At 65.0% G+C, this 23974-nt stretch carries 19 protein-coding genes and 7 tRNA genes; 16 read left to right on the top strand and 10 right to left on the bottom strand.

Annotated features, from left to right (window positions below; translation table 11 throughout):
• Positions 1-8: 8 nt before the first annotated feature.
• The 5 genes from ppx to G7079_RS10025 all read right to left on the bottom strand — a co-directional run bounded on the left by ppx (position 9) and on the right by G7079_RS10025 (position 7491).
• A complete protein-coding gene (ppx, locus tag G7079_RS10045) occupies positions 9-1559 on the bottom strand; it encodes an exopolyphosphatase (protein ID WP_166057167.1) in 1551 nt (516 codons plus the stop codon).
• Positions 1560-1616: 57 nt separating this feature from the next.
• Positions 1617-3695 (bottom strand): polyphosphate kinase 1, encoded by a 2079-nt coding sequence (gene ppk1, locus G7079_RS10040; RefSeq protein WP_166057166.1) that lies wholly within the window; start codon positions 3693-3695, stop codon positions 1617-1619.
• On the bottom strand, positions 3692-5023 hold the full coding sequence (gene phoR, locus G7079_RS10035) for a phosphate regulon sensor histidine kinase PhoR (protein WP_166057165.1): 1332 nt from the start codon (positions 5021-5023) through the stop codon (positions 3692-3694). The genes ppk1 and phoR overlap by 4 nt, the downstream gene beginning before the upstream one ends.
• A gap of 47 nt (positions 5024-5070) precedes the next feature.
• A complete protein-coding gene (gene phoB, locus G7079_RS10030) occupies positions 5071-5772 on the bottom strand; it encodes a phosphate regulon transcriptional regulator PhoB (RefSeq protein WP_166057164.1) in 702 nt (233 codons plus the stop codon).
• Positions 5773-5847: 75 nt separating this feature from the next.
• Positions 5848-7491, bottom strand: a complete 1644-nt coding sequence (locus tag G7079_RS10025) for a M48 family metalloprotease (RefSeq protein WP_166057163.1) — start codon at positions 7489-7491, stop codon at positions 5848-5850.
• A 114-nt stretch (positions 7492-7605) separates the two neighbouring features.
• Here G7079_RS10025 and grxC point away from each other — a divergent pair, with 114 nt between their 5' ends.
• The 4 genes from grxC (at position 7606) to G7079_RS10005 (ending at position 10855) form a co-directional block, all read left to right on the top strand.
• Positions 7606-7902 carry a glutaredoxin 3 gene (gene grxC / locus G7079_RS10020; RefSeq protein ID WP_166057162.1) on the top strand — a complete coding sequence of 99 codons (297 nt, stop codon included), beginning with the start codon at positions 7606-7608 and terminating at the stop codon, positions 7900-7902.
• The gene (locus tag G7079_RS10015) at positions 7899-8285 is read left to right on the top strand and encodes a carboxymuconolactone decarboxylase family protein (protein WP_166057161.1); all 387 of its coding nucleotides are present in this window, start codon (positions 7899-7901) and stop codon (positions 8283-8285) included. The genes grxC and G7079_RS10015 overlap by 4 nt, the downstream gene beginning before the upstream one ends.
• A gap of 108 nt (positions 8286-8393) precedes the next feature.
• On the top strand, positions 8394-9401 hold the full coding sequence (locus G7079_RS10010) for an isocitrate dehydrogenase (RefSeq protein ID WP_166057160.1): 1008 nt from the start codon (positions 8394-8396) through the stop codon (positions 9399-9401).
• A 131-nt stretch (positions 9402-9532) separates the two neighbouring features.
• Positions 9533-10855 carry a Na+/H+ antiporter NhaC family protein gene (locus G7079_RS10005; RefSeq protein ID WP_166057159.1) on the top strand — a complete coding sequence of 441 codons (1323 nt, stop codon included), beginning with the start codon at positions 9533-9535 and terminating at the stop codon, positions 10853-10855.
• A 58-nt stretch (positions 10856-10913) separates the two neighbouring features.
• Here G7079_RS10005 and G7079_RS10000 read toward each other — a convergent pair whose 3' ends face one another.
• Both G7079_RS10000 and G7079_RS09995 read right to left on the bottom strand, forming a co-directional pair.
• Positions 10914-11681 (bottom strand): Bax inhibitor-1/YccA family protein, encoded by a 768-nt coding sequence (locus tag G7079_RS10000; protein WP_166057915.1) that lies wholly within the window; start codon positions 11679-11681, stop codon positions 10914-10916.
• Between the two features lie 94 nt (positions 11682-11775).
• Positions 11776-11859: transfer RNA gene (locus tag G7079_RS09995), tRNA-Leu, on the bottom strand.
• 205 nt (positions 11860-12064) lie between these two features.
• Here G7079_RS09995 and G7079_RS09990 point away from each other — a divergent pair.
• The 12 genes from G7079_RS09990 to G7079_RS09935 all read left to right on the top strand — a co-directional run bounded on the left by G7079_RS09990 (position 12065) and on the right by G7079_RS09935 (position 21638).
• Positions 12065-12141 (top strand) — tRNA-Pro (locus tag G7079_RS09990).
• Between the two features lie 50 nt (positions 12142-12191).
• Positions 12192-12268 (top strand) — tRNA-Arg (locus tag G7079_RS09985).
• A gap of 36 nt (positions 12269-12304) precedes the next feature.
• Positions 12305-12381, top strand: a tRNA-His gene (locus G7079_RS09980).
• A gap of 66 nt (positions 12382-12447) precedes the next feature.
• Positions 12448-12523: transfer RNA gene (locus tag G7079_RS09975), tRNA-Lys, on the top strand.
• Positions 12524-12706: 183 nt separating this feature from the next.
• Entirely contained in the window at positions 12707-13999 is a 1293-nt protein-coding gene (gene tig, locus G7079_RS09970) for a trigger factor (RefSeq protein ID WP_166057158.1), read from the top strand.
• 24 nt (positions 14000-14023) lie between these two features.
• Positions 14024-14650, top strand: coding sequence for an ATP-dependent Clp endopeptidase proteolytic subunit ClpP (gene clpP, locus G7079_RS09965; protein ID WP_139715339.1), 627 nt, complete (start codon positions 14024-14026; stop codon positions 14648-14650).
• 136 nt (positions 14651-14786) lie between these two features.
• On the top strand, positions 14787-16097 hold the full coding sequence (gene clpX / locus G7079_RS09960; protein ID WP_166057157.1) for an ATP-dependent Clp protease ATP-binding subunit ClpX: 1311 nt from the start codon (positions 14787-14789) through the stop codon (positions 16095-16097).
• Between the two features lie 161 nt (positions 16098-16258).
• Positions 16259-18694: an endopeptidase La gene (gene lon, locus G7079_RS09955; RefSeq protein ID WP_166057156.1), complete on the top strand. Its 2436-nt coding sequence runs from the start codon at positions 16259-16261 to the stop codon at positions 18692-18694.
• A gap of 215 nt (positions 18695-18909) precedes the next feature.
• The gene (locus tag G7079_RS09950) at positions 18910-19182 is read left to right on the top strand and encodes an HU family DNA-binding protein (protein WP_166057155.1); all 273 of its coding nucleotides are present in this window, start codon (positions 18910-18912) and stop codon (positions 19180-19182) included.
• A gap of 82 nt (positions 19183-19264) precedes the next feature.
• A tRNA-Val gene (locus G7079_RS09945) sits at positions 19265-19339 on the top strand.
• Positions 19340-19462: 123 nt separating this feature from the next.
• Positions 19463-19539 (top strand) — tRNA-Asp (locus G7079_RS09940).
• A gap of 131 nt (positions 19540-19670) precedes the next feature.
• Positions 19671-21638: a SurA N-terminal domain-containing protein gene (locus G7079_RS09935; protein ID WP_166057154.1), complete on the top strand. Its 1968-nt coding sequence runs from the start codon at positions 19671-19673 to the stop codon at positions 21636-21638.
• 78 nt (positions 21639-21716) lie between these two features.
• On the opposite strand, the gene G7079_RS09930 is transcribed toward G7079_RS09935, so the two are convergent.
• From G7079_RS09930 to gloB, 3 genes are read right to left on the bottom strand one after another with little or no spacing between them, the layout of a single operon-like run.
• The gene (locus G7079_RS09930) at positions 21717-22505 is read right to left on the bottom strand and encodes an enoyl-ACP reductase (RefSeq protein WP_166057153.1); all 789 of its coding nucleotides are present in this window, start codon (positions 22503-22505) and stop codon (positions 21717-21719) included.
• Positions 22506-22549: 44 nt separating this feature from the next.
• On the bottom strand, positions 22550-23194 hold the full coding sequence (locus tag G7079_RS09925; RefSeq protein ID WP_166057152.1) for a lytic transglycosylase domain-containing protein: 645 nt from the start codon (positions 23192-23194) through the stop codon (positions 22550-22552).
• Positions 23191-23970: a hydroxyacylglutathione hydrolase gene (gloB, locus tag G7079_RS09920; protein ID WP_166057151.1), complete on the bottom strand. Its 780-nt coding sequence runs from the start codon at positions 23968-23970 to the stop codon at positions 23191-23193. Before gloB ends, G7079_RS09925 begins: the two co-directional genes overlap by 4 nt.
• Between the last annotated feature and the right edge of the window lie 4 nt (positions 23971-23974).

Here is a 23974-nt window from a genome sequence, read left to right as displayed (position 1 = left end):
GTGCAGCGCTATTCGGTCGCGAGCCGCAACTGTACGCCCAGTCCCAGCATGTCTTCGGGCTCGCCCTCCAGGTCGGCGCGCAGCAGTGGACGCGCCTGCAGCCAGCGCTTGTCCAGCGCCAGGATGAGCGTTCCGCCATCGGCCTGCAGTTGCAGGGCGGGGATGCCTTCGTTGTCGTGCCCGCGGTGCAGCAGCACGGCCAGGCGCAGCAGGGCGGCGTTGCGGCGGGCATTCGACAACAGGCGGTCCGGGATCATCTCGAACGCGGACTTCGGGATGCCGCGACGATGCGTGCGCACCAGTGCGGCGAGGAAGCGCTGCTCCTGTTGCGAGAAGCCGGCGATGTCGGAATGCTCCAGGATGTAGGCGCCATGCACGTGGTAGCCGCTATGCGCGATGGCCAGCCCGATCTCGTGCAAACGCGCCGCGCGCGACAGCATCTGGCGGTCGTCGGCATCCAGGTTCCAGGCTTTCGCCACCTGGTCGAACAGTTGCAGCGCCGTGCCTTCCACGCGCCGCGCTTGCGCGACATCGATGCCGTAACGCTGCATCAGTGCCGCTGTGGAGGCATCGCGCGGGTCGTCGGCGCCGCCGCGGCCCAGCATGTCGTACAGCACGCCTTCGCGCAGCGCGGCCTTGCTCACGTGCATCCGCTGCAGGCCCAGGGCGGCGAACACCGCTTCCAATACCAGGATGCCGCCGGCGATGATCGGACGTCGGTCGGAAGACAGGCCGGGCAGGTCGATGTCATCGATGCGTTCGGCCTGCAGCAGGCGTTCGCGCACTTGCGGCAAGGCCTCGGCGGTGACTGCGCCCTTGGTCAGCTTCATCGCCGCGCAGATTTCGCCGATCGCCTTGTTGGTGCCGGACGAACCGATCGCCTCGTCCCAGCCCAGCGAACGATAGGCCGCCGCGAATTGCTGGAATTCGGCGGTGACTTCGGTTAATGCCGCGTTCCAGCGCTTGCGCGAGAGTTTGCCGCTGGCGAAGAAACGACGCGTGCTGGCCACGCAGCCGGCTTGCAGGCTTTCGCGTTCGATGGCGTCCAGTCCGCTGCCGATGATGCATTCGGTGGAGCCGCCGCCGATGTCGATCACAAGTCGCAGCTGGCCGTCCTTCGGCGGTTGCGCATGGGCGACGCCGAGATAGACCAGGCGCGCTTCCTCGCGCCCGGAGATCACGTCGATGTTGTGCCCCAGCGCGGTTTCCGCCGGAAGCAGGAAATTCTCCGGCACGCGCAGTTGGCGCACGGTATTGGTGGCCACCGCGCGGACGCGCTGTGGCGGGATGTCGGCGATGCGCTGGCCGAAGCGCGACAGGCAGTCCAGCGCACGGTCGCGCACCTCGGGTGCAAGGCCGCCGAAACCGTCGAGCCCTTCGGCCATGCGCACGGTTTCGCGCAGGCGGTCGACCACCCGCAGCTGGCCCAGCACCATCTGCGCCACCACCATGTGGAAGCTGTTGGAGCCCAGGTCAAGCGCGGCCAGCATGTCGCCATCGCGCAGCGGTGCGGGCGCGGATGCGCGCAAGGTGCTGCCGCGTCGCGGGACGGATCTCATGCGCTGGCGATGGCTGGGTGCGGATTCATCTGCGCATTATCGCTGCTGGCCAGCGGCTCAGATATACAACCCATCGAGCAGCGACAGTTGCGCGGAGAACGGCGCTTCGCCATCAGTCGGCTCGATCTTGCCGTAATTGCCGTCGGCATCCAGCTCCCATGCGTTCTGGTTGTCGGCCAGGTAATTGAGCAGGCCTTCGCGGCGCACCCGTTGCGCGCAGGCGGGATCGAGGATCGGGAAAGCGGTCTCGACCCGGCGCAGCAGGTTGCGTTCCAGCCAGTCGGCGGAGGAGCAGTACAGATCCGGCGCCCCGTCGTTGCCGAACCACCAGACGCGATGATGCTCGAGGAAGCGGCCGACGATCGAGCGCACGCGGATGTTGTTGGAAATACCGGGGATGCCCGGCCGCAAGGTGCAGGCGCCGCGCACGACGAGGTCGATCTCCACGCCCGCCTGCGACGCCGCGTACAGCGCGCCGATCACCTGCGGCTCGTTCAAGGCGTTCATCTTGGCGATGATGCGTGCAGGTTTGCCGGCACGTGCATGTTCCGCTTCGCGCTCGATCCGGTGCAGCACGCCGCTGTGCAGGGTGAACGGCGATTGCAGCAGGTATTTGAGCTTCAACGGCGCGGCCAGGCCGGACAGTTGCTGGAAGATCAGGTGCACGTCGTGGCCGATGTCCGGGTTGGCGGTCATCAGGCTGAAATCGGTGTAGGCGCGCGCGGTGCCGGAATGGTAGTTGCCGGTGCCCAGGTGCACGTAGCGGCGCAGTTCCTGGCCTTCGCGGCGCACGATCAGCAGCATCTTGGCGTGGGTCTTGTAGCCCACCACGCCATACACCACCTGCACGCCGGCATCCTGCAGGCGGTCCGCGAGGCCCAGGTTGGCTTCCTCGTCGAAGCGCGCGCGCAACTCGACCACCACGGTCACGTCCTTGCCGTTGCGAGCGGCCTGGATCAGGTGCTCGACGATCGCCGAATCCTTGCCGGCGCGGTACAGGGTCTGCTTGATCGCCAGCACGTTCGGGTCGTCCGCGGCCTGGCGGATCAGTTCCAGCACCGGTGCGAAGGCGTCGTAGGGGTGGTGGAGCAACACATCGCCCTGGCGGATGTTCTCGAACATCGCATCCACGTCGCGCAGCAGGCGCGGCTGGAACGGCGGGAACTTGAGGTCGGGGCGGTGCACCAGGTCGTACACCTGGATCACCCGGTTGAGATTGACCGGGCCGTTGATCTTGTACACCGCGTTGGCCGGCAACTCGAAGTTGGCCAGCAGGCTGTCGACGATCTCCTGCGGGCACTGCTCGGCGATCTCCAACCGCACCGCGCGCAGGTAGCCGCGACCCAAGAGTTCATCGCGCAGGGCCAGCGCCAGGTTGTCCACGTCTTCCTCGTCGACGATCAGTTCCGAGTTGCGGGTCACCCGGAACTGGTAGGCGCCGTTGACCTTCATGCCGGGGAACAATTCGTGCACGAAGGCGGACAGCACCGAGCTCAGGAACACGAAATTGTGGAAGGCATCGCCGTCGCCGTCCGCATCCGGGAGACGGATGATCCGAGGCAGCGAACGCGGTGCACGCACGATGGCCATGTGGCCCTCGCGGCCGAATGCGTCCTTGCCTTCCAGCAGCACCACCACGTTCAGCGACTTGTTGAGGATCTTCGGGAACGGATGCGCGGTATCCAGGCCCAGCGGCGACAGCACCGGCATGATCTCGTTGCGGAAGTGTTCGCGCAGCCACGCGGTCTGTTCCTTGCTCCATTGCTCGCGCTGCAATAGCCGGATGCCTTCAGCATCCAGCGCCGGGCGGATCTCTTCGTAGAAACAGCGGTACTGCGCTTGCACCAGTTCCGCGGCGCGGTCGTGGATGCGGTTGAGCAAGGTGGCCGGGGCCAGCCCATCGGGCGAGGGCGGGCCGCCGAATTCGATGGCGTGGCGCACCGAACCGCCGCGAATCTCGAAGAATTCATCGAGGTTGGTGCAACTGATGCACAGGAAGCGCAGCCGCTCCAGTAGCGGCACCGATGGATCCTGCGCCTGGGCGAGCACGCGGAAATTGAAATCGAGTTGCGACAGTTCGCGGTTGGCGTACAGCGACGGATCGCGCAGGGAGGTCATGGGTTGCTCGATGTTCATGGCATGGTGGCCGCGATGGGGCGGGCATCGCGTGCGAGCACGCGTTCGGGGCTGAAGCGGCAGGCGAACTCGCTACCCTGGCCGACTTCGCTTGCGATCTCCAACCGCGCGCCGTGCAGGCCCAGCACGTGCTTGACGATGGCAAGGCCGAGGCCGGTGCCGCCGGATTCGCGCGAGCGGCTGTTGGACACGCGGTAGAAGCGTTCGGTGATGCGCGACAGGTGGGCGGCAGGGATGCCGTAGCCGGAATCGCGCACGGACAGGGTGGCGCCGCCGTCGGCATCGCGGGTGAAGCGCACCGCGATCTCGCCATCGACCGGCGTGTAGCGAACTGCGTTGCTGACCAGGTTGGAGAACGCGCTGTGCAGTTCCTTGTTGGAACCCCACAGGTCGATGCCGGCGTCATCCGCGACCACGATGCGATGCTTGCCCTGGCTCAGCGCCTCGGCTTCGCGGCGCAGGGTGGACAGCATCGGCACCATCGCCACGTGTTCCTCGGGCAGGGTTTCACGTGCTTCCAGGCGCGACAATGCCAGCAGGTCTTCGACCAGTTGGGTCATGCGTTGCGATTGGCGTTGCATCTCGGCCAGCATCGGCGCCCATTCCGGATTGTCGGCCGGATCGAGCATTTCCAGGTAGCCGTGCACCACGGTCAGCGGCGTGCGCAGCTCATGCGAGACATTGGCGACGAAGTCGCGGCGCATGTGTTCCAAGCGCATGGTGCGGGTGACGTCGCGGGCGACCAGCAGCCACAGTTCGTCCGAATATGGGATCAGGCGCAGGTTGAGGCGCAGGTCGGGGTTGGCCGGTGAAGCGACATCGGTCATCGGCTCGGCGTTGCGCCCTGTGGCCAGCCAGTGCGCCATCGGCAACGGCTGCAGGGCGGTGACGATCGATGCGTCCTGGTGCCGCGGGAACTGCAGGCCAAGTAACGGAGTGGAGGCTTCGTTGAACCACAGTACGCGTTGGTTGTTGCGTTCCACCACCACCACCGCATCCGGCAGCGCGGCGGCGGCGGCGCGATACGCACGCAGCATCGACAGCAGGCGGCGTTTGCGCGTGCGCATCTCGGATTGGCTGCGGAACAGCAGGCGGTCGAGTTCATTCCACACGCCCACGCCGCGTGGTGGTTCCAATCGCTGGCGTGCAGTGAGGCGCACCAGCACGTTGCGCAGTTTCCAGTAGTGCCAGGCCACCACGCCCAGCGCCGCTGCTGTCAGCGTGGGCCACGGTTGGCCGATCAGCAGGCCAAGCACCAGGCCGGCGGCCAGCACAAGGGCGAGCTGTCCAAGGGTGCGGAACCAGGCATTGCGGGCGTCGGGCGACATGCGCTCAGTCTAGGCGTTGCATGCGTCTGCCGCGTTGCACGCGGGGTTCACGCGGCTGCCGAGAAACGGTAGCCGGCACCGCGCACGGTCTGCACCATTGGATCCAGTCGATGCGGTTCCAGCGTCTTGCGCAAGCGGCGGATGTGCACGTCCACGGTGCGTTCCTCCACGTACACGCTGCCGCCCCAAACGTGGTCCAGCAGCTGCGAGCGCGAGTAGACGCGTTCCGGGTGGGTCATGAAGAAATGCAGCAGGCGGTATTCGGTGGGGCCGATGTGCACCGGGGTGGCGGCGCCGTCGGCATCGGCGTACACCCGGTGCGCGGCACCGTCGATGCGCAGGCCGCCGACCTGCACGCTGCCGTCCTCGTCGTCCTCGCGCGAACGGCGCATCACCGCGCGCATCCGCGCCAGCAGTTCGCGCGCGGAGAATGGCTTGACCACGTAGTCGTCGACGCCGGCCTCGAGCCCGCCGACGCGATCGTTTTCCTCGCCGCGGGCGGTCAGCATGATGATCGGAATGTCGCGGGTCAGCGCCTCGCGCCGCCAACGCCGCGCCAGTTCCAGGCCGCTGGTGCCAGGCAGCATCCAGTCGAGCAGGATCAGGTCCGGCACGCGTTCGGCGATCTGTGCCTGCGCTTCGCGCGCATCGCCGGCCAGCACCGGGTCGAAATCGCCCTTGCGCAGGGCATAGGCGACCATGTCGCGGATCGCGGGTTCGTCGTCGACGATCAGAATGCGCTTTTGCATGGCACCGGGTGGTTGCGCCGCAACAGCGGCTATCCTGCCATTACACGACGCTTTTATGACGACTTTGTGACGTTGTCACCAAGTCGGTCGCGTGCTGTCGCCATGCTCACCGGCACGCATGCCCAGGCTCCATTTGCCGGTGGCGTCCTCGTCGCGCACGCCTTGGCGGCGCAGTTCCAGCACGGTTGGGGTGATCGCGGCGATGCGAGCGTCGATCCGGCTGCGCGCGTAGTAATCGAGGTTCCCGCGCTTTTTCAGGTTGTTCAGTTGTACCAGTGCCTGTTCCGGTCGGCCGCCCAGATAGGCGGCCTCAGCCCAGGCTTCGCCGGCGCGGACGTCGTCGCCGGCGATTTCATTCGCGCGGGCATAGGTCTGCTGGAACAGCGCATCGTTGGAAGTCGTTGCCAATAGTGGCCGTAGCACGGCCACCGCGCGGGTGCCGCTGGCCTTGGTGTTGCGCTCGGCCAGCACCTGCGCGTAGCTCAGGACCAGGGCGCGGTGGGTGGGCATCCGCGCCAACAGGGTTTCGAAGCGTTTGTCGGCTTCCGCGATGCGGCCGGCCTTCGCCTCCATCTCGCCCAGGCTGATCTGCAGCCACAGGCTGTCCGGATGCGCGGCCTGTAGTGGTGCGAGTTCCTTCAACGCGCTGGCCTCGTCACCGGCGCGCAGGTGGGCGTAGGCCAGCCCGTAACGTTGGGCATCGTCCAGCGGTGTTTTCGCCGCCATCTGTTGGTATTCGCGGACCGCCTGTGCCGGGGTGTTGGCGCTGAGCACGCGCAGGCGTTCGCGTGCCCAACCGTAGTCGCCGGTGGTGCCGCGCCCGCGCGGCCCTTGGCTTTCGATGCGCAACCCCGCCGGCAGCAAGGGGTTGCTGGCGATGCCGATGCTGCTTGGAGGTGCGTTTTTCTCCAGCTTGGCGGCGCGCTCGCGCGCTTCGCTGATGCGGGTCAGGGTGACCGGGTGGGTTTGCAGGTAGTCGGGCGTGCGGCTGCGCTCGTCGCCTTGGTTCATGCGCACCACGGATTGCAGGGTCTGGAAGAAATCCGCCATCGCTTCCGGATCGAACCCGGCATTGGCCAGGGTGCGGATGCCGACTCGGTCTGCTTCTGCTTCATTGTCGCGGGTGTAGTCGATCTGCCGTTGCTGCAGCAGGCCAAGTCCGGTCATCACCGCTGCCGAGGTGGCATCGCCGCTCGAATTGCCGCCGGCCTGCTGTGCGGCGATGATCGCGCCCAGCGTGGCCAGCAGGATCGGCAGGCTTTCGCGCTGGGCCTTTTCCGCGCCGCGCAGCACGTGTTGCTGGGTAACGTGGGAAATTTCGTGGGCCAGCACGCCGGCCACTTCGTCCTCGCGGTCGGCGGCCAGCACCAGCCCGGCGTTCATCCCCACGTACCCGCCCAAGGTGGCGAAGGCATTGATCTGGCGGTCGCGCAGCATGAAAAAGGTGAAGCTCTGCTGCGGACGATCGCTGGCGGCGGCCAGACGCAGCCCCACATCGCGCAGCCAGCCGTCCAGCAATGGATCGTCGAGGATGTAGCCCTCGTGGCGCAGCTGGGCGAGCACCATGGAGCCGTACTCGGCCTGCTTGGCCGGCGACAGCACGCTGCCCGCCGATGAGCCGATATCCGGCAGGCGCGTCTCCTGTGCGGAGGCCGTTGCCCAGCACAGAGCGAAGGCGAGGGCGGCGGGGCGCAGGCGTCGGAAGCGGGTTGGGCTCATGCAGGCAGGATGCTGTGTTGTGGCGGCATTGGTGTGAATGGCGGTTGAGTGGCTGGAAAATAATGGTGACTGACCGCATATTGCAGACAGAGGTTCGACCGCCCGCATCCTCGCATGTTCCCGGAGACCGCCTTGAGCGACGCCAACGCCCCTGAAATCACCATCTACAGCACCGCGATCTGCCCGTATTGCGTGGCCGCTAAGAATTTCCTGAAGAGCAAGGGCCTGGGCTGGACGGAAGTGCGCATCGACACCGATCCGGCCGAGCGCGAGAAGATGGTGGCGAAGACCCGCCGTACCAGCGTGCCGCAGATCTTCATCGGCGAAACCCATGTCGGTGGTTACGACGACATGATGACCCTGCATCGTGAAGGCAAGCTGGAAGCGTTGCTGTCCGGCACAGGCGCATGAGCGGCGAGCAGGATCGGCTGAAGGAGTTCACCGAATTCCGCCAGCGCATGAACGAGCGCATCCTGGCCGAACCCAACCGGGTAGTGCGTCGCTTCTTCGCGCTGGATACGCAGACGTACCAGCCCGGCGCGCTGGACGTGAAGACCAAGGAACTGTGCGGACTGGTGGCCTCGATGGTGCTGCGCTGCGACGACTGCATCAGCTACCACGTGGCGCAGTGCAAGGAAGCGGGTGTGAACCGCGACGAGATGTTCGAGGCGTTCTCGGTTGGGCTGGTGGTCGGTGGTTCCATCGTCATCCCGCACCTGCGTCGCGCGGTGGATTTCCTCGACAAGCTGGAACAGGGCGAAGCCGCAACGCCCGCTGTACACGACCATGGTTGAATGCCCTGCCGCATACGGCGGCGCACGGCATCTGTCATAATTGCAGGCTGCATATCACCTTGAAACCGCGTGAATGCGCGGTTTCCGCCTGTCTGGAAGCATCGAACAATGACGACAACCATCACGGTCATCCGCGGCGACGGCATCGGCCCGGAAATCATGGACGCCACCTTGCATGTGCTCGATGCCATGCAGCTGGGCCTCACCTACGAATTCGCCGACGCCGGCCTGGTCGCGCTGGAAAAGCACGGCGAGTTGCTGCCGGCCGCGACGATGGATTCGATTCGCAAGAACCGCATCGCGCTGAAATCGCCGCTGACCACGCCGGTCGGCGAGGGCTTCTCCTCGATCAATGTCGAGCTGCGCAAGCGCTTCGACCTGTACGCGAACGTGCGCCCAGCGAAGTCGTTCCCGAATACGAGGTCGCGTTTTCCGAGCGGTGTGGACCTGATCACTGTGCGAGAGAACACCGAAGGCGCGTACAGCGCCGAAGGCCAGGAACTGTCGGCCGATGGCGAAGTGGCGACCTCGATCACCAAGACCACGCGTCGCGGTTCCGAACGCATCGTCCGCTACGCCTTCGACCTGGCCCGCAAGACCGGCCGCAAGAAGGTCACCGTGGTGCACAAGGCCAATATCCTGAAGTCGACCAGCGGCCTGTTCCTGCGCACCGCGCGTGAAGTGGCGCAGCAGTACCCGGACATCCAGTGCAACGAGATGATCGTTGACAACACCTGCATGCAGCTGGTGATGAAGCCGGAACAGTTCGACATCATCGTCACCACCAACCTGTTCGGCGACATCATTTCCGACCTGTGCGCCGGCCTGGTCGGCGGCCTGGGGCTGGCCCCGGGTGCCAATATCGGCACCGAGGCGGCCATCTTCGAAGCCGTGCACGGCTCCGCGCCGGATATCGCCGGCAAGGGCATCGCCAATCCCTGCGCGCTGCTGTTGGGCGCGGCGCAGATGCTCGACCACCTGGCCCTGCCGGAACAGGCCGAACGCCTGCGTGCGGCGATTGTCGGCACCCTGGAGGCCAAGGATTCGCTGACCCCGGATCTGGGCGGCGAGGGCAACACGCTGTCGTTCGCGAAGGCGATCGCGTCTCGTCTGTAAGCAATTGCCGGCTGTTCGCGATGGAATGAAGGGCGCCGCATGGCGCCCTTTTTCATGACTTCATGACGGGTCGATCTTGTGCGGCGCAACACCGCTCGGCATAATATTCATCTTTATATCCGGATATAGCGATGAATATTCGTCCGAGCGCCTGGGCACTGTCGCCGCTACTGTTGTTCCTGGCCCTGTTCTTCGGCGCTGGCCTGTACTACACGGCGCAGGGCGTGCCGATGGCCTTCTACCAGCTGCGTGCGCCGGTGGCGATCCTGCCGGCGGTAGTACTGGGCCTGTGGTTGGCGCGCCGCCGCGGCGTGGCTCCGCAGGAAACCCTGCTGAAGGGCATCGCCGATCCGGACATCGTGCTGATGTGCCTGATCTTCCTGCTGGCCGGCGCGTTCGCGATGGTCACCAACAAGATCGGCGCGGTCGATGCCGTGGTCTCGCTGGGCGTGGGCGCGTTGCCGCCGATGCTGATCCTGCCCGGTGTGTTCTTGCTGGCCGGGTTCCTGTCGCTGTCGGTCGGCACCTCGATGGGCACCATCGCCGCGATCACCCCGATCGCGCTGGGTGTGTCGGATGCCTCCGGGCTGGATCGCGCGCTGGTGATCGGCGCGGTGATCGGCGGGGCGACCTTCGGCGACAACCTGTCGCTGATTTCCGATACCGCGATTGCCGCCGCGCGCACGCAGGGCACCACGGTGCGCGAGAAATTCCGCGAGAACGTACGCATCGCGCTGCCGGCAGCCTTGCTGACCTTGGTTGCGCTGGCCTTCGTCGGCGAAGCATCGCCGGTGGAAACCGTGGAACATGCTTCTCCATGGCTGATCACCCCGTATCTGGTGGTGCTGGTGCTGGCCCTGTTGGGGCTGGATGTGCTCGCCGTGCTCGGCATCGGACTGGTCGTGGCGGCGCTGTTCGGTGCGGGTTTCGCCGAGCACGGCTACGGCGTGGCGGAATTCGCCGGCGACATCTACGCCGGTTTCGAGAGCGTGTTCGAGATCGTCCTGTTGGCCTTGTTGATCGGCGGCCTCGGCGCGTTGATCAAGGCCAGCGGCGGGCTGGCATGGCTGGCGCAGGCGATCTCGCGGATCGCGCGCGGCAACGACGGCCGCCGCACCGGCGAGTGGAGCATCGCCGCACTGGCCTCGGTCACCGATGTGTTCACCGCCAACAACACGGTGGCGATCCTGGTCAGTGGCGGCGTGGCGCGCGACATCGCACAGCGCCATGGCGTGCCGCCGGCACGCGCGGCCAGCGTGCTGGATATTTTCGTCTGCTGCGTGCAGAGCCTGCTGCCGTACGGCGCGCAAATCCTGCTGGCGGCCTCGCTGGCGGCGCTGTCGCCGCTGTCGCTGATCGGCAAGGCGCATTACTGCTGGGCGCTGATCGGCATCACCGTGCTCTTCATGCTGTGGCCGGCGCGCAAGCCGGTCGCGACAGCAACCGCGGCTTGACCGCGGATACGAAAAAGGGCGCCGATCGGCGCCATTTTTGTTGATATCGCGAAGCGGATCAGTTGCGCGACTGCAGCTTGCTCAACAGGCGCAGCATTTCCAGATACAGCCAGATCAGGGTGACCAGCAGGCCGAATGCGGCGTACCACTCCATGTACTTCGGCGCACCTTGCTCAACGCCGTTCTCGATGAAGTCGAAATCCAGCACCAGGTTCAACGCGGCGATCACCACCACGAAGCCGGAAAACGCGATCCCGATCAGGCTGCTGTCGTGGATGAAGCCCATGCCCTTGAAGCCGAAGAACTGCAGGCCGATCTGCACCAGGTAAAGCAGGGCAATGCCGCCGGTGGCGGCGACCACGCCGAGCTTGAAGTTCTCGGTGGCCTTGATCAGGCCGCTGCGGTAAGCCATCAGCAGCGCCGCCATGGTGCCGAAGGTCAGGCCGACCGCCTGCATCACGATGCCGGGAAAACGCAACTCGAACATCGCCGAGACCGCGCCCAGGAACAGGCCTTCCAGTACCGCATAGATCGGCGCGGTGATCGGCGCCCACTGCTTCTTGAAGATGGTAACCAGCGCGACGATGAAACCGCCGATCATGCCGCCCCAGACGTAGGGCATCACCGCGCCCGGGTTGCCTGCCGCCAGCGCCGCCGAGAACTGCGACCAGGTGAACAGCGCGCCGACCAGGGTCAGTACCAGCAGTAATGCGGTCTTGTTGACGGTGCCGTTCAGTGTCATCACCCCGGCATCGCTTTGCACCAGGGTGCCGCTGCCGAGGTCGAGGAAAGTGCTGTCCTTCAAGGCGGGATTGCCGCTGCGCATCATGTGTCGGGTTCCTGCAGAACGCGGCGGTCGCCGCTTGCCCGGAGCATAACGCGAGCCGATGGCGTTTGCCGATGCGGCTTCCCAATCGTCCTGGTGCGAAAGGGGGACTCGAACCCCCACGCCTTGCGGCACTGGAACCTAAATCCAGGGCGTCTACCAATTCCGCCACTTTCGCGTGCGGGCATTGTAGCGATGCCGTGGCATGCCCGATATGGCGCTGCACGCGGTTGGTCGACATTGTGAATCGAGCGGGGCGAGGAAAACGCGAGTACCGATTTGCGTTGACAGCCCGCCCACGCGGCCGGACAATGCCCGGCCTTTCGTGGCGCTGGTGCGTTACGCAGGGCCTGCAAACGCAGCGGCAGTATCGGTTCCGTCGGCGGGGTATAGCGCAGTCTGGTAGCGCGCCTGCTTTGGGAGCAGGATGTCGGGGGTTCGAATCCCTCTACCCCGACCACTCCGATGCGGGCCCGTGAAGGCGAAGTTGGGTGCGATAATTCGGTTCGAGCGTCCGTAGCTCAACCGGATAGAGCACCGGCCTTCTAAGCCGGCGGTTGCAGGTTCGATTCCTGCCGGGCGCGCCAACGTGGTGGAAATCTGTTTCAGGCAAGACAACTTTGGTGGGTGTAGCTCAGTTGGTTAGAGCACCGGATTGTGATTCCGGGGGTCGTGGGTTCAAATCCCATCATCCACCCCAAATTTGGGCGTGTACGCAAGACTTCCCGTTTGCATGCATGCCGGCGTTTGCTACAATTGTTTTCTCGGGCCGTTAGCTCAGTTGGTAGAGCAGTTGACTCTTAATCAATAGGTCCAAGGTTCGAATCCTTGACGGCCCACCAAGTCCCGAGACGCCCGGCCCCGTGCCGGGCGTTTTCTTTTTCCGGGGCTGTGCTGCCGCGGGTCGTGACAGCGGGCTCCGCATCGGCGAAACTATCGCGTTCCGTGCGGGGTCTTTCCCTCGCGTGCCCCATTCCAATCGCGCAACCGGGTTCGCGCCGAACCCGTCCAGGAGTCATCGCATCATGCAAGTCCAGGTCGAATCCACCGGTAACCTCGAACGCCGCGTCATCCTCAGCCTGCCGGCCGGGGATGTCGACAGCCAGGTTGGCGGCCGCCTGCGCGAGATCGCGCGCACCGCCCGCATCAAGGGTTTCCGTCCCGGTAAGGTGCCGACCAAGGTGATCGAGCAGCGCTATGGTGGCCAGGTGCGCGCCGAGATCCTCGACGGCCTGCTGCGCCAAGGCATGGATCAGGCCGTTCGCGAAAACGAACTGCGCGTGGCCGGTGCCCCGCAGATCACCGAAGCGGACGAGGCGGGCGAGGGCGAACTGAAGTACGTGGCCTCGGTCGAGCTGATCCCGGAATTCGGCGACCTCGACATGACCAAGCTGGAGGTCGTGCGCCACACCTCCGAAGTGAGCGATGCCGACATCGAGCGCATGCTCGGCAACTTGCAGCAGCAGCGCGCCAGCTGGAGCAAGGTCACCCGCGCCGCGAAGGCCGGCGACCTCGCCAACCTGGAAACCTCCAGCGTGATCGACGGCCAGCGCCTGCCGGCCGAAGGCGCGGAGAAGACCAGCACCGTGCTGGGTTCCGGTTCGATGTATCCGGAAGTCGAGCAGGCCATCGTCGGCATGCCGCCGGGCGAAGAGAAGACCATCGACGTCACCCTACCGGCCGACTGGCACATGCCGCAATTCGCCGGCAAGACCGTGACCTCGACCTTCAAGCTGGTCGATGTCGCCGAGCAGGTGCTGCCGGAGGTCGATGCTGCGTTCATCCGCAGCTTCGGCGTGAAGAGCGGTGATGCCGAGCAGTTCAAGACCGAAATCCGCAACAACCTGGAGCGCGAACTGAAGGGCGCGCTGATGAATCGCCTGCGCCGCGAAGTGGGCGAACAGTTGGTCGTCGCCTACCAGGACGTGGAACTGCCGCCGCGCCTGGTCGAGAACGAAGCCCGCGCGCTGCTGGCCAACGCCACCGAGCAGGCCCGTCGCCAGGGCCAGCAGGTCGGCACCGATGCCGAGGCGTTCAAAGACGCTGCGCGCAAGCGCGTGCTGGTCGCACTGCTGGTGGGCGAAGTCGCCCGTCGCAACGAGCTGCGCCTGGAGCCGGCCCGCCTGAACGAAACCATGCAGCTGATCGCCTCCACCTACGAGCAGCCGCAGCAGGTCATTGATCTTTACCGCAACGATCCCCAGCTTATGCAGGGTCTGCAGAACCGGGTGATGGAAGAGCAGGTGATCGACTGGATCGCCGAGCGCGCCACGCACACGGACCAGGCGATCGGCTTCCAGGAAGCGATCGGGCAGTAACCCCAACTCAACCAGCGAGAGACCATGGATCACCTGACCAAAGCCCTCAACCTCGTACCGATGGTGGTCGAACAGACCAGCCGCGGCGAACGCGCATACGACATCTATTCGCGTCTGTTGAAGGAACGGGTGATCTTCCTCGTGGGCGGCGTGGACGACCATGTCGCCAATGTGATCGTCGCCCAGCTGCTGTTCCTCGAGGCCGAAAATCCCGAGAAGGACATCAGCCTGTACATCAATTCGCCCGGCGGCGTAGTCACCGCCGGCATGGCGATCTACGACACCATGCAGTACATCAAGCCGGACGTGAGCACGATCTGCGTCGGCCAGGCTTGCAGCATGGGCGCGCTGTTGCTCGCCGCCGGCGCCAAGGGCAAGCGTTATGCGCTGCCGAACGCGCGCGTGATGATCCACCAGCCGTCGGGCGGCTCGCAGGGCCAGGCCACCGACATCGAGATCCAGGCACGCGAGATCCTGACCCTGCGCCAGCGCCTCAACGAAGTGCTGGCCAACCACACCGGCCAGTCGCTGGACGTGATCGCGCGCGATACCGAGCGCGACAACTTCAAGTCGGCCGAAGCCGCCCGCGACTACGGGTTGGTCGACGAAGTGCTGGTGCGCCGCCCGGACGAGTCGATTCAGGCCGGCTAAGTGTCCTGGCGGGCCGGTTTCCCGGCCTGCAACCCGCGAACTGACGCGGTTTCTCCCTTTTTCGCCCCCGCTTGGCCCAGCGGGGGCGTATGGTATTCTCGGGCCGACTCCGCGTAACGCGGTCAGCGAGTGGCGAATGAGCGAAGATCGTACAAGCCGGACCACCGGCGACAGCACCAAGATCCTCTACTGTTCTTTCTGCGGAAAGAGCCAGCATGAAGTGCGGAAGCTGATCGCGGGCCCCAGCGTGTTCATCTGCGACGAATGCGTCGAGTTGTGCAACGACATCATTCGCGAGGAACTGGAAGAGAAAGCCCAGTCCACGCGCAGCTCGCTGCCGAAGCCGCGCGAGATCCTCGACGTGCTGGACCAGTACGTGATCGGCCAGCAGCGCGCGAAGAAGACCCTCGCGGTGGCCGTGTACAACCACTACAAGCGGATCGAGAGCCGGCAGAAGTCGGACGAGGTCGAGCTCGCGAAATCGAACATCCTGCTGGTCGGCCCGACCGGCTCGGGCAAGACGCTGCTGGCGGAAACGCTGGCGCGCATGCTCAACGTGCCATTCACCATGGCCGATGCCACCACGTTGACCGAAGCCGGCTACGTCGGCGAGGACGTGGAAAACATCATCCAGAAGCTGCTGCAGAAGTGCGATTACGATGTCGACAAGGCGCAGCAGGGCATCGTCTACATCGATGAAATCGACAAGATCAGCCGCAAGTCGGAGAACCCGTCGATCACCCGCGACGTCTCCGGCGAAGGCGTGCAACAGGCGCTGTTGAAGCTGATCGAAGGCACCGTGGCCAGCGTGCCGCCGCAGGGCGGGCGCAAGCATCCGCAGCAGGAATTCCTGCAGGTCGATACCCGCAACATCCTGTTCATCGTCGGTGGTGCGTTCGCCGGGTTGGACAAGGTGATCCAGCAACGCAGCAGCGAGGCAGGGGGGATTGGCTTCGGCGCCAAGGTGAAGAGCGCCGAGCGCAAGACCGATATCGGCCAGGTGCTGGCCAACGTGGAACCGGAAGACCTGATCAAGTACGGCCTGATCCCGGAATTCGTCGGCCGCCTGCCGGTGGTCGCGACCCTGGAAGAGCTGGACGAGCCGGCGTTGGTCAAGATCCTGACCGAGCCGAAGAACGCGATCACCAAGCAGTTCAAGAAGCTGTTCGACATGGAAGGCGTGGAGTTGGAAATCCGCCCGGACGCGCTGGCCGCCATCGCCAAGAAGGCGCTCAAGCGCAAGACCGGCGCGCGTGGCCTGCGCACCATCGTCGAATCGGTGCTGCTGGACACCATGTACGACCTGCCGTCGCTGGAAAACGTCAGCAAGGTGGTGGTGGACGAGTCGGTGATCGAGCACAAGTCCGAGCCCTACCTGATCTACAAGAACGCCTCGTTCGAGCCTGCGGCGGAAACCCCGCTGCCGAAGGTCGCATCGGCCGACTGAACGCCGCCGTTCATCTCGCAAAGGCCGCCGTCTGGCGGCCTTTCGCGTTTCGGACCCCGGCAGGCCTGCGTCCTATTGCGCCGCCGCTTGCATCCGCCGGCCGGCAACCCCATAAACATGCCATGGCCGCGCATCGGGCGCGCCAGGAATTTGGAGTCCGCATGAGCACCAGCACTGAACACGAAACCCTCGTCCTGCCGGTCCTGCCGCTGCGCGACGTGGTGGTGTTCCCGCATATGGTGATCCCGCTGTTCGTCGGCCGCGACAAGTCGATCCGCGCGCTGGATATCGCGATGGAGGGCGACAAGCGCATCCTGCTGGTCGCGCAGAAGTCCGCCGAGACCGACGACCCGGGAGCCGCCGACCTGCACCCCATCGGCACGCTGGCGCAGGTGCTGCAATTGCTGAAACTGCCCGACGGCACCATCAAGGTGCTGGTCGAGGGCCTGACTCGCGCGCGCGTGGATGACGTCAAGGAAATCGACGGCACGCTGTCCGGCTCTGCGGTGGTGGTGGATTCCGCCGACAGCCGCGAACCCCGCGAACTGGACGCCATCGCGCGTTCGTTGATGGGCCTGTTCGAGCAGTACATCAAGACCAATCGCAAGCTGCCACCCGAGCTGTTGCAGACGCTGGCCGGCATCGATGATCCCTCACGCCTGGCCGATACCATCGCCGCGCATATCGGCGTGCGCCTGTCCGACAAGCAGAAGCTGCTGGAGACGCTGGATACCGCCGAGCGGCTGGAAATGCTGGTCGGCCTGGTCGATGGCGAAATCGACGTGCAGCAGATGGAGAAGCGCATCCGCGGCCGGGTCAAGTCGCAGATGGAGAAGTCGCAGCGCGAGTACTACCTCAACGAGCAGATGAAGGCGATCCAGAAGGAACTCGGCGAGCTGGACGATGCGCCGAATGACCTCGACGAAATCGCCAAGAAGATCGCTGCCGCCGGCATGCCGAAGCCGGTGGAGGCCAAGGCCAAGGCCGAGTTCAACAAGCTCAAGCAGATGTCGCCGATGTCGGCCGAAGCCGGCGTGGTGCGCAACTACCTGGACTGGTTGCTGGGCGTGCCGTGGAAGAAGCGCAGCAAGGTGCGCAAGGACCTCAAGGCCGCGGAGGAAGTGCTGGACGCCGACCATTACGGACTGGAGAAGGTCAAGGAACGCATTCTCGAATACCTCGCGGTGCAAACCCGCGTGGCGAAGATGAAGGGTGCAATCCTGTGCCTGGTCGGCCCACCCGGCGTTGGCAAGACCTCGCTGGGGCAGAGCATCGCCAAGGCGACCAACCGCAAGTTCGTGCGCATGGCGCTTGGTGGCGTGCGCGACGAAGCGGAGATCCGCGGGCATCGCCGCACGTATGTCGGTTCGATGCCGGGCCGCATCGTGCAGAACCTCAACAAGGTCGGCACCAAGAATCCGCTGTTCATGCTGGACGAGATCGACAAGATGTCGATGGATTTCCGTGGCGATCCGTCTTCGGCCTTGCTGGAGGTGCTGGATCCCGAGCAGAACCACACCTTCAACGATCACTACCTCGAAGTCGATCTCGACTTGAGTGAAGTGATGTTCGTGGCGACCTCGAACTCGCTGAACATTCCCGGTCCGCTGCTGGACCGCATGGAAGTGATCCGCATCCCCGGTTACACCGAGGAAGAGAAGCTCAACATCGCGATGCGCTACCTGGTGCCGAAGCAGCTGAAGGCGAACGGCCTGCGCGAAGGCGAGTTGAAGATCGCCGAGAGCGCCATCGTCGACATCGTGCGCTACTACACGCGCGAATCCGGCGTGCGCAACCTGGAGCGCGAGATCGCCAAGATCGCGCGCAAGGTGGTCAAGGAAATCGCGCTGAAGGGCCCGCAGCCGAAGGCCGCGAAAAAGGACAAGCTGGTCACCGTCAGCGCCAAGAACCTGGACAAGTACCTGGGCGTGCAGCGCTTCGACTTCGGCCGTGCCGAAGCGGAGAACGAAATCGGCCTGGTCACCGGACTTGCCTGGACGGAAGTCGGTGGCGATCTGCTGCAGATCGAATCCACCCTGGTGCCGGGCAAGGGACAGTTGATCCTCACCGGCCAGCTGGGCGACGTGATGAAGGAATCGGCCTCGGCCGCGCTGAGCGTGGTGCGTGCGCGCACCGAGCGCCTCGGCATCGACCTGGATTTCCTGCAGAAATACGACGTGCATGTGCACGTGCCGGACGGTGCCACGCCGAAGGACGGCCCGAGTGCCGGCATCGCGATGGCGACCACGCTGGTGTCGATGCTGACCAAGATCCCGGTGCGCCACGACGTGGCGATGACCGGCGAGATCACCTTGCGCGGGCGCGTCAGTGCAATCGGTGGCCTGAAGGAAAAATTGCTGGCGGCGATGCGTGGCGGCATCAAGACCGTGATCATTCCGGACGAGAACAAGAAGGATCTCGCCGATATTCCGGCTGCGGTGACCAAGCACATGAAGATCGTGCCGGTGAAGTGGATCGACGAAGTGCTGGATCTCGCACTTGAACGTCCCTTGCCGGGGCGCGTGGTCAAGGTCGATGCGGAACAGCCTCCCTTGCCGAAAAACGGCGACGACGCGCGAGCCGATGTCAAGCATTGATGCACGGGCCGGGTGCCTTTCGTCGGTGAATCGCTGAAACCCGCGCCAGCATTAGCTTTCCGGGTTGCATGCGAAAAAAACCGCTGGTATAAGGTTTGCAACCGCAGCGTGCATCGATTGTGCGTTGCGGCAGTCCACCGGGCGCGGTAGGGGAGCGCCGCAGTTCCGGTCACCGAATATTCGCGTCACATTTCGTACAGGGAGTTATCAAGCTAATGAACAAAGCCGAATTCGTCGATTCCGTTGCCGATGCCGCCGAACTGTCCAAGGCCGACGCCGGTCGCGCTGTCGATGCGATGGTCGCCGCCATTACCAAGGCCCTGAAGAAGGGTGACACCGTGACCTTGGTGGGCTTCGGCACCTTCTCGGTTCGCAAGCGCGGTGCCCGCACCGGCCGCAACCCGCGCACCGGCGAAACCATCAAGATCAAGGCCTCGAAGAACCCGGCGTTCAAGGCCGGCAAGGCGCTGAAGGACGCGGTCAACTGACCCACCCTGCGCATTGAACGAAAAGCCCGGCGCAAGGCCGGGCTTTTCGTTTTGGCCCGGTCGCTGCGATAATGCCGCCTCCGGGCACTTAGCTCAGCGGTAGAGCGGCTCCTTTACACGGAGCGGGTCGGGGGTTCGATCCCCTCAGTGCCCACCAGGAAATGCGGTAGCGGTTTCGGCATCGCATCGGTGGTGCGCCTTGAAAGCGGCCGCAAGCGATGATCGAATCGAAAAAAGCTTGCGGGAAATTTTCGGCCCCGCTATCATTGTTCGTCTCAGCGGAGTGGTAGTTCAGTCGGTTAGAATGCTGGCCTGTCACGCCGGAGGTCGCGGGTTCGAGTCCCGTCCACTCCGCCATTTTTATTCGAGCAAGTTGTTCCGAAGCCCTGCAGCGATGCGGGGCTTCTTTTTTGCGCCTGCGCAAGCAGGATGCGTGACAAGCGACCCGGCGCGCTAAACTAATGGGCTACGCCTCATCGTCAATGCCCATGCTGCAGAAACTTCGCGACAAGACCTCCGGCTGGATCGCCACCGTGATCCTCGGCCTGCTGATCATCCCGTTTGCCTTCTTCGGCATGGAGTCGTACCTGTCGCAACGGGTCGATACCTATTCGGCGCGGATCTCGCAACCGCCGTCGTGGTGGGTATCGGCACCGCAGGTGTGGCCGCTGACCTACCTGTGGAAGACCCACGACATCGACAGCAACGAATTCCGCCAGCGCTTCGAAACCGAACGCATGCGCGCGCGTGAACAGCAGGGCGACAAGTTCGACGCGAAGGCGTTCGAGTCGGTGGAGAACAAGCGCAGGATCCTCGACCAGATGATCGACGAGCAGGTCATGCGGTTGGCGGCCGACCGCGATGGCATCGTGATCAGCGACGGCCAGGTGCGCGCCGAGATCCAGTCCGTCCCGGATTTCCAGGTCGACGGCAAATTCAATACGGATCGCTACCAATTGTTGCTGGCGTCGCAGAGCCCGCCGATGACGCCGCTCGATTTCGAAGGGAAGATCCGCGACAACCTGCACTACGCGCTGATCCCCAGCCAGTTGGCGCAGTCCGCGTTCGTGACGAACGGTGAAGTGGATCGTTTGCTGCGCCTGCTGGGTGAGCAGCGCGACGTGAGTTTCGTGGCGATGCCACAGGTGCCGGTGGATACGGCGCCGGTGACCGCCGCGCAGATCGACGGCTGGTACAAGGCGCATGCGTCGAGCTATCGGCGTCCCGAAACCGTGCGCCTGGAATACATCGACATCGATGGCAGCAAGCTGCCGGTGCCGGCGATCGACGAGGCCATGCTGCAAAAGCGCTACGAAGAGCAGAGCGCGAAGTATTCGTCCGCCGAGCAACGTTCGGTGTCGCACATCCTGGTGCAGGTCGCGGCGGATGCCAGCGACGCCGACAAGAAGGCTGCGGAAGCGCGCGCCAACACGTTGGCGGCCGAGGCGCGTACACCCGGTGCGGATTTCGCGGCGCTGGCGAAAGCCAATTCGGACGACACCGGTTCCAAGGACAAGGGCGGCGACCTGGGCCTGATGACCAAGGGCAGCCTGCCGGGGCCGTTCGAGGATGCCGCGTTCGCGATGCAGGCCGGCGAAGTGCGCGGCCCAGTGAAGAGCGATTTCGGCTGGCACATCCTCAAGGTCAACGAGATCCGCGCAGGCAACCAGCAGCCGTTCGAGGCAGTGCGCGCCCAGCTGGAAGCTGAATTGCAGCAATCGGAACACGAACGCGCCTACAACGAACTCAGCGGCAAGCTGGTCGACGCCGTGCTGAAGAACCCGAGTTCGCTGGAACCGGCCGCGCAGTCGCTGGGCCTTGCGGTGCTGACCACGTCGGCATTCGCGCGCAACGGCGGCGCCGGCATTGCCGCCGACCAGAAGGTGTTGCGCGCGGCGTTCTCGGACACGCTGATCCAGGACGGCACCGCCAGCGATCCGATCGAACTGGCTCCCAACCACAGCGTGATCGTCCGCGTGGTCGAACACTCGCCGGAAGCGCCGCTGCCGTTGGCCTCGGTCTCCGATGCCGTGGTTGCGGCGATCCGCGCCGACCGCCAGCGCAACGCTGCGATGGCGGCGGCGGATGCCCTGGTCAAGGCAGCGAAGGCCAAGGGCTTGGCTGCAGCGGCGGCGGACGTGAAACTGGCGATGGCGGAAGCCAATGGTCTGGAACGCGGCAGCCCAGTGCCGTCGCCCAGTGCGGTCGAGGCGTTCTTCGCCACGCCACGCCCGCAGGACAACAGGATCCCGGTCGACAAGGTCGAACTGGGCGGCCAGTACCTGGTGTATGCAATCCGCGCGGTACGCGATGGCGACCTGACCCAGGTCACCGAAGAGCAGCGCGACCAGCTGCGCGGGCAGCTCTCGCAAGTTGCTGGCATGGATGCACAGAAGGCCTACGTGAAGTCGGCGCGGGCCAAGTACCAGATCAAGGTGGCCGAAGACCGCCTGTGATTCCAGATCGAATGGCGGCAAACGAAAACGCCCGGGATGACCGGGCGTTTTCGCGTCTGCGGGTTGTCGGCCCGACGCTCAGTCGATGCCGCTCATGCCCATGATGTTGTAGCCGGCATCCACGTAGGTGATCTCGCCGGTGATGCCGTTGGCCAGGTCCGAGCACAGGAAGGCGGCGGTATTGCCCACGTCCTCGATGGTCACCACGCGACGCAGCGGCGCCACCGCCTCGAACTGGCTGAGCATCTTGCGGAAATTGGCCACGCCGCTGGCGGCGAGGGTGCGGATCGGTCCTGCCGAGATCGCGTTGACGCGGGTGCCTTCCGGGCCCAGCGCCATCGCCATGTAGCGCACGGTAGCCTCCAGCGAGGCCTTGGCCACGCCCATCGTGTTGTAGTTGGCCAGCGCACGTTCGGCGCCCAGGTAGGACAGGGTGAGGATGCTGCCGTTGCGGCCTTTCATCAGCGGGCGCGCGGCCTTGCCGAGTGCCGCCAGCGAATAGGCGCTGATGTCGTGGGCGATATGGAAGCGTTCACGGTTCACGCCGTCGAGGAAATCGCCTTCGATCGCCTCGCGCGGGGCGAAGGCGATGCAGTGCACGAGGATGTCGAAGCCGTCGCTCCAGTGCTTGCCGAGCTGCTCGAAGCAGGCGTCGATCTGCGCATCGTCGGCCACGTCCAGCGGCAGCACGATCTTGCTGCCGTATTCCGCCGCGGCGTCTTCCACGCGCGATTTCAGCTTTTCGTTCTGGTAGGTCAGCGCCAGTTCGGCGCCTTCGCGATGCATGGCATCGGCGATGCCGGTGGCGATCGAACGCTGGCTGGCGATGCCGGTGACCAGCGCGCGCTTGCCTTGCAGGAAACCCATGGTGTTCTCCGTGCGAAAGTGTGGGGTAGAGCAAAGGCTCCAGTTTAACCGCTGGCGTGCGACGGGTCAGGCGGGCGCGGAATCAGGCAGGCCAGCGCGTGCAGTTTGTCCGGATAGTGGCGGGTGATCGACGAAAGATGTTGCGGGCCGCCCTCGCGTTTGGCCGCGCGTGCGGCGCCTTCGCCGGCGTTATAGGCCATTGCCGTCCAGCGCCAGTCGTTGCCGAACATCCGATGCAATCGCTTCAGGTAGCGCACTGCGGCACCGGTGGAGGCTTCCGCGTCCAGCCGCTGGTCGCGGCCCTTGCCCACGGACAACCCGTTGCGGCGTGCGGTGACGGCGGTGAACTGCCACAGGCCTACCTGGCCGCCAGGGCTGCGGGCAGAAGGGTGGTAGCGGCTTTCGACGAACGGGATCAGGGCGAATTCGCTGGGCAGGCCGGCATCGTCCAACGCGTCCAGCACGTGCGCGAAATGGCGGCGCAGTTGCGCTTCGCGCGGGCTGCGCAGGCGTCGCGGGATATCGCCGTAATGCTGCCGCCAGCGACGCGGGGCCTTCCTGCATTGTGGATCGGCCAGGTCGTTCCAGAAATGGGCGGAGATCGCTTCAAGCGTCGGCGATGCCGCCGGGCTGGCGGCTGCGGGCGCCAGTAGCAAGGCGACGAGACAGGCGAGGGCCATCGTCTTCATGCGCGAAACCCGTCCTTCCAGCGACGCAGCAGTGCGAAGGCCTCGATGTCGTTGCTGGGGGAGTGGCCGACATGCGTCGCGATGGCGGCACGGACGGCAGGATTGTCGCTGCGCAGGAACGGATTGCAATTGCGTTCGGATGCCAGCGTCGATGGCAGCGTGGGCCGTCCTGCCGCGCGTTGCGCCCGCGCCTGCGCGGCACGTTCGCGCAGCGCTGCATTGTCGGGATCGACCGTCAGTGCGAAGGCGGCATTGGCGGCGGTGTATTCATGCCCACAACAGACCAGGGTATCTACGGGCAGGGCTGCCAGTGTTCGCAACGAGGCCAGCATCTGTGCCGGCGTGCCTTCGAACATGCGCCCGCAGCCCAGCGAGAACAGGGTGTCGCCGCAGAACAGCAGGCTCATCCCTTCCGGGAGCCGGCCGTGGAAGGCGACGTGGCTGGTCGTATGGCCGGGGATTTCCAGTACGTCGAAGCGCCAAGGCCCGGCTGTGATCGTATCGCCGTCGTCTACCCGATGCGTGGCGATGGCGATGCGTTCGTCCTGCGGGGCGAAAATCGGGATGCCGGGCCAGCGCCGGAGCAATTCAGCAACGCCGCCGATGTGATCGCCGTGGTGGTGGGTAAGCAGGATCGCGTGCGGTACCGGCGCATCGGCCAGCGCGGCCAGCACGGGTGCGGCTTCGCCGGGGTCGACGACCAGCGCGCGGCCGTCGGTATCGCGCAACAACCAGATGTAGTTGTCGTCGAACGCGGGCAGCGGCTGCAAATCCATGCGT

Origin of the sequence: Thermomonas sp. HDW16, from assembly GCF_011302915.1 — a bacterium.
Classification (GTDB): domain Bacteria; phylum Pseudomonadota; class Gammaproteobacteria; order Xanthomonadales; family Xanthomonadaceae; genus Thermomonas.
The sequence above is the reverse complement of the archived record's forward strand: the minus strand, read 5'-3'. Positions and strand labels throughout refer to the sequence as shown.